Here is a 7,300-nt window from a genome sequence, read left to right on the forward strand (position 1 = left end):
AGCTGAGTCGGGCCGGGAAGGCCCTTCAGAATGGGCACCGAGTGTTGGAGGGGGCCCGCTGGGTGGGGATTGCGGGCCCGGCCACCCGGGGCTTTACATGGTCGCTCTTGAGCGCGGGAATCGAGGTGTTCGGTTCTTCCTCGTTGATAGTTGTGTTTGTGGTGAAGATGCGCCGGGCCGGGCTGGTCCAGACGAAGACGCCTGGTCTGGATTGTTCGAGAGTCCATTGGCCTCTGTGTTTGGCGCGGTGGTGATGCCGGCAGAGAAGGCCCAAGTTGTCCAGGGCGGTGGCGCCTCCGGCGGCGTGGGCGGTGACATGGTCGATATCGGTCTGAGTGGCGGGCATGCCGCAGCCAGGGAACACGCAGCGGGTCTGTTGATGGCGCACGAGGCGGGCAAGTGCGGGGGTGGGTACTCGGCGGTGACCCAGGTCCAGGACCGTGCCGGTCTCGGGGTCGGTGAGCACTCGGCGCCAACGGGCGTCGGCGGCCAGCGCCCGGCCCACCTCTGCCGGGATCGGCCCGAATCCCACGAGTTCCGCGGGGTTCTGGTCGAGGCCGGCCAGGGTCCCGACGGGGGCGATGACCTGGAGCTCGACGGTGACGTTCTCGCGGCGGTTGCCCAGGAGCAGTGCGGTCAGGACGTCGGCGCGGCGGGCGTCGATCGGACGGGTGTCGCCGTGGCTGGCCTCGCCGTCGGTAAGAAGGTCGGTCCGCGCGATCTTGTTGATCCGGTCATAGATCGCCTGGGCGTCCTCGGCGGTGAGTACCGCTGTCAGCTGGGCCATGCCGTCTGGAAGAGCCTGGATGCCGATCCTGCGTTCGGCGCGAGCCCGCTGGCGGCGCTTCGCGGCCGCCTCCGGATCGAGCCGGCCGACGAGCCGATGGATCTTCCGTCGCCATCGCGGCGGGGAAGCCAGCCGACTGCCGGCGAGCATCGCGGCCTCGACGGCGGCTCGCTGCCCGGCGGTGAGGCAGGCGGTGAGCTGGTGTAGCGCGGCGAGTCGGGTGTGGTCGAGCGTCCCGGCGGTCAGCTCGGCGAGTGCGGCGGGCAGCTCGTGCGCGATCTCCCAGGCTGTCGCCAGCCGACTTGACATCGTCCGTGGTGACTGCGCCAGCTGCGCCGCCAGTTCGTCGGCGGCGAACGCCGAGTACGGGCCACCCGTCTCGTCGCCGGGGTCGGCCGGGCGCAGCCGGGCGAGATGCACGTGGGTGTGGATCGTCAGCCCTTCCAACCGGGCGGTCAATCGCGCCAACCGGGCCGCCAGCGCGAATGTCGCCGACGCGTCGCAGCCAGCCAGTCCGGCGAGCACTTCGTCGAACACCGCGTCGACCACGTCCAGTCGGTCCGTCGGCGCGGCGTCGGGCGTGTCACCTCGTGAGCGAAAATGCTGAGGCAGCCGACCTGAGGGCCCCGAGTCGACGGACGAGTCACGCGCTGGCAGTTCGTCGAGAAGCCGGGTGTCTGGCACCACGGAACTAGGCAACGTGACGACGGGCCAAGCATTAGCGGTCGGCGTCATAACGGCAGCGTCCTAACGGGTTGATTCGCTGGGGGTGCGCCAAAGGGCGGAGTGGAAAGGGGTGTGTTACTCCGGACTGCCTCAAGAGGTCCGATTCAAAGGACTGTGTCACGCCGGGTGCCGGCCGTGGTCGGCGACCGGCTTGGACGTGCGTTCATGATACCGCCGGGCCGAGAATGTGCAAGCGGCCGAAATGGATTCAAACGCTTATTGCGTCTCGCCGTGAAAACCTTCTGAGCAGCCCCGAAAATAGATTTCTTGGATTGGTGGTCAGTGCCGCCAGCATAGAGAACGACGCGCCACCCGGCGGCTCGATGAACCCGCTTCAGCCCTCAGGCGCCGAGCCGTCGCCGAGCTCAGCGCAGAGGGGAGAGGCGCCGTCGGACGAGGCTTGGATGGATTCACGCCGTCCGGAGCGGGTTGGGCGGAGCCCCCGGCCGACACGGCCGCTGCTCAAGTCGCGCGGCCGGGGCAGCAGCCGTGCGACCGTTGCCCGGACCGTACGGCTGCGGCTCGGGTCGCACGGCTGCTGCCCTGGCCGCATGGCCGCTGCTCAGGTCGCCACCCGGAGTCCAGGAGACGGTGACGGCCCGGCGCACGAGACGCGTCGCCCGGCGCGACGGCGATCGACGTCTCGTTCCGGTTCGTGGTAGACCCGGACCTGTGCCCCGGCTCACGGGGTAGGCAACGGCTTTGGTCGTGCTGGGCCGCGAGTGCCTCGGGCCGTCCACGCGGAGCCGCGCCCGGTCCGCGCCCGGTCGCCGTCACGCCCAGACCGGGCACACAGAGCCGCCCACGGGCCCGGAAGCTGGGCCGCCGACCCCCTCGACGCCGTAGGAGGACGCATGACCACCACCGACGAGACCAGGACTCCCGGGGCGCTCGAGGCCGAGCTGGAGCGGTTGCTCGCGGTGGCGACGTTCGACCCGCCGGCGGGCTTCACGCGGCGAGGCCCGATCGACGCCGACGTCGCGGCCGCCACGGCCGACCCGGTGGCGTTCTGGGCCGAGAAGGCCCGCGAGCTCCTCACCTGGGACAAGCCGTTCACCAAGGTCCTCAACGACGACAACCCGCCGTTCTACAAGTGGTTCGAGGACGGTGAGCTGAACCTGTCGGCGAACTGCCTGGATCGGCACGTCGACGCGGGCAACGGGGACCGGGTTGCCTTCCACTGGGCCGGCGAGGAGGGCGAGCGGCTGGCCGTCACCTACGCCGACCTGCTCGCCGAGACCCAGCGGCTCGCGAACGGGCTGCGCTCGCTCGGCGTCGGCCGGGGTGACGTCGTCGGGATCTTCCTGCCGATGATCCCGCAGGTCGCGGCCTCGATGCTGGCCTGCGCCCGGATCGGCGCGGTCCACAACGTCGTGTTCGGCGGCTTCGCGGCGACGGCGGTCAAGGAGCGGATGGAGGTCTCCGACGCCAAGGTGCTCATCACCGTCGACGGCGCCCGCCGCAAGGGCCGCACGGCGCCGGTGAAGTCCGCGGTGGACGCGGCGATGGGCGAGCTGGCGAGCCTGGAGCACATCATCGTCGTCGAGGCGGTCGGCGCGGCCGGGCTCGGCGGCGAGCGGGCGCCGATGAAGGCCGGCCGCGACGTCTGGTACGCCGACCTGCTCGCCGCCGCGGACCCGGTCTGCCCGGCGGAGCCGATGCCGGCCGAGGCACCGCTGTTCATCCTCTACAGCTCGGGCTCGACGGCGAAGCCGAAGGGCATCCTGCACACCACCGGCGGCTACCTGCTCGGCGCCACCTACACGTACCGCGCGGTCTTCGACCTGGACCCGGCGACGGACGTCTACTGGTGCTCGGCCGACGTCGGCTGGATCACCGGCCACTCCTACATCGTCTACGGACCGCTCGCCAACGGCGCGACCAGCGTGATGTACGAGGGCGCGCCCGACTACCCGGACTACGACGTCTGGTGGAAGCTGATCGACGAGTACAAGGTGACCGTCTTCTACACGGCGCCGACGGCGATCCGCGCGTGCATCAAGTGGGGAGCCGAGTACCCGGACCGCCACGACCTGTCCTCGCTGCGCCTGCTCGGGACCGTCGGCGAGCCGATCAACCCGAAGGCCTGGCTCTGGTACCACAAGGTGATCGGCGGCGAGCGCTGCCCGATCGTCGACACCTGGTGGCAGACCGAGACGGGCGCGATCATGATCTCCCCGGTCCCGGGGGTGACCTCGACCAAGCCCGGCTCGGCCACGCGGCCGCTGCCGGGCTTCAGCCCCGCCCTGGTGACCGAGGACGGCCAGCCGCTCAGCGAGGGCGTCGGCGTGCTCGTGGTCACCAAGCCGTGGCCGTCGATGCTGCGCACCCTCTACAAGGACGACGAGCGGTTCGTCGAGACGTACTTCTCCCGGTTCGGCCCGACGACCTACCTGGTCGGTGACGCCGCCCGGCTGGACGCCGACGGCTACTTCTGGATCATCGGCCGGATCGACGACGTCATCAACGTCTCGGGGCACCGGCTGTCGACCGCGGAGGTGGAGTCGGCGATCGTCGCGCACGAGGCCGTCGCCGAGGCCGCCGTCGTCGCCCAGGCGGACGAGCAGACCGGCCAGGCGATTGTCGCGTTCGTGACACTCGCCGGTGGCCGGATCGGGGACGACGCGACGGTGGCCCAGCTGCGCGAGCACGTCGCCGCGAGGATCGGCAAGCTCGCCCGGCCCAAGCGGATCATCTGGGCCGACGATCTGCCGAAGACGCGCTCGGGCAAGATCATGCGACGGCTGCTGCGGGACGTCGCGGAGGGCCGCGCGCTCGGTGACGTCACGACGCTGCGCGACCCGGCGGTCATGGCGGCCCTCGCGAGCAAGGTCGCCGAGGCCGGTCCGGACGACCAATGAGGCGCGCAATCGGCGCCTGAGACGCTGCCAGTCTCAAGATCAACTGCTCTAGGACAACCTGGCAGCGGCTCGATGGTGGAATTGACGGCGGGTGGGAAACGGGCTCGATACGGCGCAATCGTGCCCATTTCCGCGCGTGTGCACAGGGTTTTTCCTGTTGGTAACCCGGTGGTGCGACCCGGGTGCTGCCAGTTCACGGGCGGTGTCTAGGCTGCCGTTTCCGTGAGAGCACTCCGACGGTTCACCGTCCGCGCGCAGCTTCCCGAGCAGCTTGCTCCGCTCGCCGACCTGGTGATGAACCTCCGCTGGTCCTGGCACCCGGAGACGCTGGACCTTTTCGAGTCCGTCGACCCCGAGCTGTGGCGGTCGACGAAGGGCGATCCGGTCCGGCTTCTCGGCGAGGTCGACCACAGCCGGCTTGTGACCCTGGCCGGGGACAGACGTTTTGTCCGTCGGCTGACCGACGCGGCCGACGAGCTCCAGGAGTACCTGAGCGCCGAGTTCTGGTACCAGAAGCAGAACCTGCCGGGCGCGCCCAGCGCGATCGGTTACTTCTCGCCGGAGTTCGGCATCACCGAGGTGCTGCCCCAGTACTCCGGCGGCCTCGGCATCCTGGCCGGCGACCACCTGAAGACCGCGAGTGACCTCGGCGTGCCGATCATCGGCGTGGGCCTGCTCTACCGGGCCGGCTACTTCGTCCAGTCGCTGTCCCGCGACGGCTGGCAGCAGGAGCGCTACCCGGGCATCGACCCGCACGGCCTGCCGATCACCCAGCTGACCGACGCCGACGGCGTACCCCAGAAGATCACGGTCGGCCTGCCCGAGGGCCGCACCCTGCACGCGCAGATCTGGAAGGCCCAGGTCGGCCGGGTTCCGCTGCTGCTGATGGACTCGGACGTCGAGGACAACCAGCCGGCCGAGCGGGGCGTCACCGACCGCCTCTACGGCGGCGGCACCGACCACCGGCTGCTGCAGGAGATGCTGCTGGGCATCGGCGGCGTGCGGGCCCTGCGGGTGTTCTCGCGGGTCACCGGCGCGCCGGCGCCGGACGTCTACCACACGAACGAGGGCCACGCCGGCTTCCTCGGCCTGGAGCGGATCCGGGAGCTGACCGCGACCGGGCTCAGCTTCGACGAGGCGCTCGAGGCCACCCGCTCGGGCACCCTGTTCACCACCCACACCCCGGTCCCGGCCGGCATCGACCGGTTCCCGAAGGACATGGTGTCCCGCCACTTCGGCGGCGAGTGCGCCTGGGACGGCGTGCCGGTCGAGCGGGTGCTGGAGCTCGGCGCCGAGCCGGACCCGAACGTGTTCAACATGGCGCACATGGGCCTGCGCCTGGCCCAGCGCTCCAACGGCGTGAGCAAGCTGCACGGCATCGTCAGCCGGGAGATGTTCAACGGCCTGTGGCCGGGCTTCGACCCGACCGACGTGCCGATCGGCTCGGTCACCAACGGCGTGCACGCCCCGACCTGGGTCGCCCGGACGCTCATCGAGCTGGCCGACCGCGAGCCCGAGCCGGCCCTGCTGTCCCCCGACGGCCGCGGCTTCGCCAAGATCGACAAGATCTCCGACGAGGCGCTGTTCGCCACCCGCCGGGAGCTGCGCGAAGGGCTGGTCGCCGAGGTCCGGCGCCGGGTCCGCGCCTCCTGGCTGGAGCGCGGCGCCGCCTCCGGCGAGCTGGACTGGGTCGAGGGTGTCTTCGACCCGGAGGTCCTGACCATCGGCTTCGCCCGCCGGGTGCCGTCCTACAAGCGCCTGACCCTGATGCTGCACGACCGGGACCGGCTGACCCGGCTGCTGCTGCACGCGGACCGGCCGATCCAGATGGTCATCGCCGGCAAGGCGCACCCCGCTGACGACGGCGGCAAGCAGCTCGTCCAGCAGATCGTCCAGTTCACCGACGACCCGACGGTCCGCCACCGGATCGTCTTCCTGCCGGACTACGACATCGGCATGGCCCGGTTCCTGTACGCCGGCTGCGACGTCTGGCTGAACAACCCGCTGCGGCCGCTGGAGGCCTGCGGCACGTCCGGGATGAAGTCCGCGCTGAACGGCGGCCTGAACCTCTCGATCCGGGACGGCTGGTGGGACGAGCTGTTCGACGGCCAGAACGGCTGGGCGATCCCCACCGCCGACGGTGTCGAGGACCCGGACCGCCGGGACGCCATCGAGGCCGCCGCGCTCTACGACCTGCTGGAGAACGCCGTCGCCGCCCGGTTCTACGACCGGTCCGACGGCCTGCCGCACCGCTGGACGGCCATGGTCCGCCACACCCTGGCGACGCTGGGGCCGAAGGTGCTCGCCACCCGGATGGTCGAGGAGTACGTCGAGAAGTACTACGTCCCGGCCGGCGTCTCGGCCCGGGCCGCGGCGGCCGGCGCCTACGGCGGCGCCCGCGAGCTCTCCGCCTGGAAGCACAAGGTCAGGTCCGGCTGGGGCGGCGTGCGGGTCGTCAACGTCGACTCGTCCGGGCTCGGTGACACCCCGCAGGTGGGCCAGGACCTGGTCGTGCGGGCCACCATCGAGCTCGGCGGCCTCGACCCGTCCGACGTGGTCGTGCGGGTGTCCTACGGCCGCGTCGACGAGACCGACCGGCTGCTCGACCCGGTGACGATGGACCTGCACCCGGCCGGCGACGCCGAGGGCGGTGGCCACCGCTTCGAGGGCACCATCCCGCTGTCGCGGACCGGGCCGTTCGGCTACACGGTGAGCGTGCTGCCCGCGCACGGCCTGCTCGCGACCCCGGCCGAGGTCGGCCTCATCGCCGTGCCGTAGTCCAGGCGCTGTTACCAGAGGCGCTGTGGACCGGGCGCTGTAACCAGGCTCCGTGGTCCACAGCGCCGTAGGCGCGGCGCGCGTCGCCCCCGGCCCGGCCCGCCGCTGGGTCGTTTTAACAACGCCGACCCCACGAGGCAGGCAGCGA

General features: G+C 71.0%; 3 protein-coding genes. 2 read left to right on the forward strand and 1 reads right to left on the reverse strand.

The annotated features are described in order from the left end of the window. Nucleotides 1-25 precede the first annotated feature (25 nt). On the reverse strand, nucleotides 26-1,336 hold the full coding sequence (locus I6A60_RS18955; protein WP_203021752.1) for an HNH endonuclease signature motif containing protein: 1,311 nt from the start codon (nucleotides 1,334-1,336) through the stop codon (nucleotides 26-28). Nucleotides 1,337-2,367: 1,031 nt separating this feature from the next. Here I6A60_RS18955 and acs point away from each other — a divergent pair. Beyond that, nucleotides 2,368-4,374, forward strand: a complete 2,007-nt coding sequence (gene acs / locus I6A60_RS18960) for an acetate--CoA ligase (protein ID WP_203021753.1) — start codon at nucleotides 2,368-2,370, stop codon at nucleotides 4,372-4,374. A 222-nt stretch (nucleotides 4,375-4,596) separates the two neighbouring features. Beyond that, a complete protein-coding gene (gene glgP, locus I6A60_RS18965) occupies nucleotides 4,597-7,152 on the forward strand; it encodes an alpha-glucan family phosphorylase (RefSeq protein WP_203021754.1) in 2,556 nt (851 codons plus the stop codon). Nucleotides 7,153-7,300 lie beyond the last annotated feature (148 nt).

It is taken from the genome of Frankia sp. AgB1.9, from assembly GCF_016786355.1.
Taxonomy (GTDB): domain Bacteria; phylum Actinomycetota; class Actinomycetes; order Frankiales; family Frankiaceae; genus Pseudofrankia.

Coding starts and splice junctions, on each gene's coding strand:
- acs (WP_203021753.1), top strand. CDS start 2,368: ATGACCACCACCGACGAGACCAGGACTCCCGGGGCGCTCGAGGCCGAG.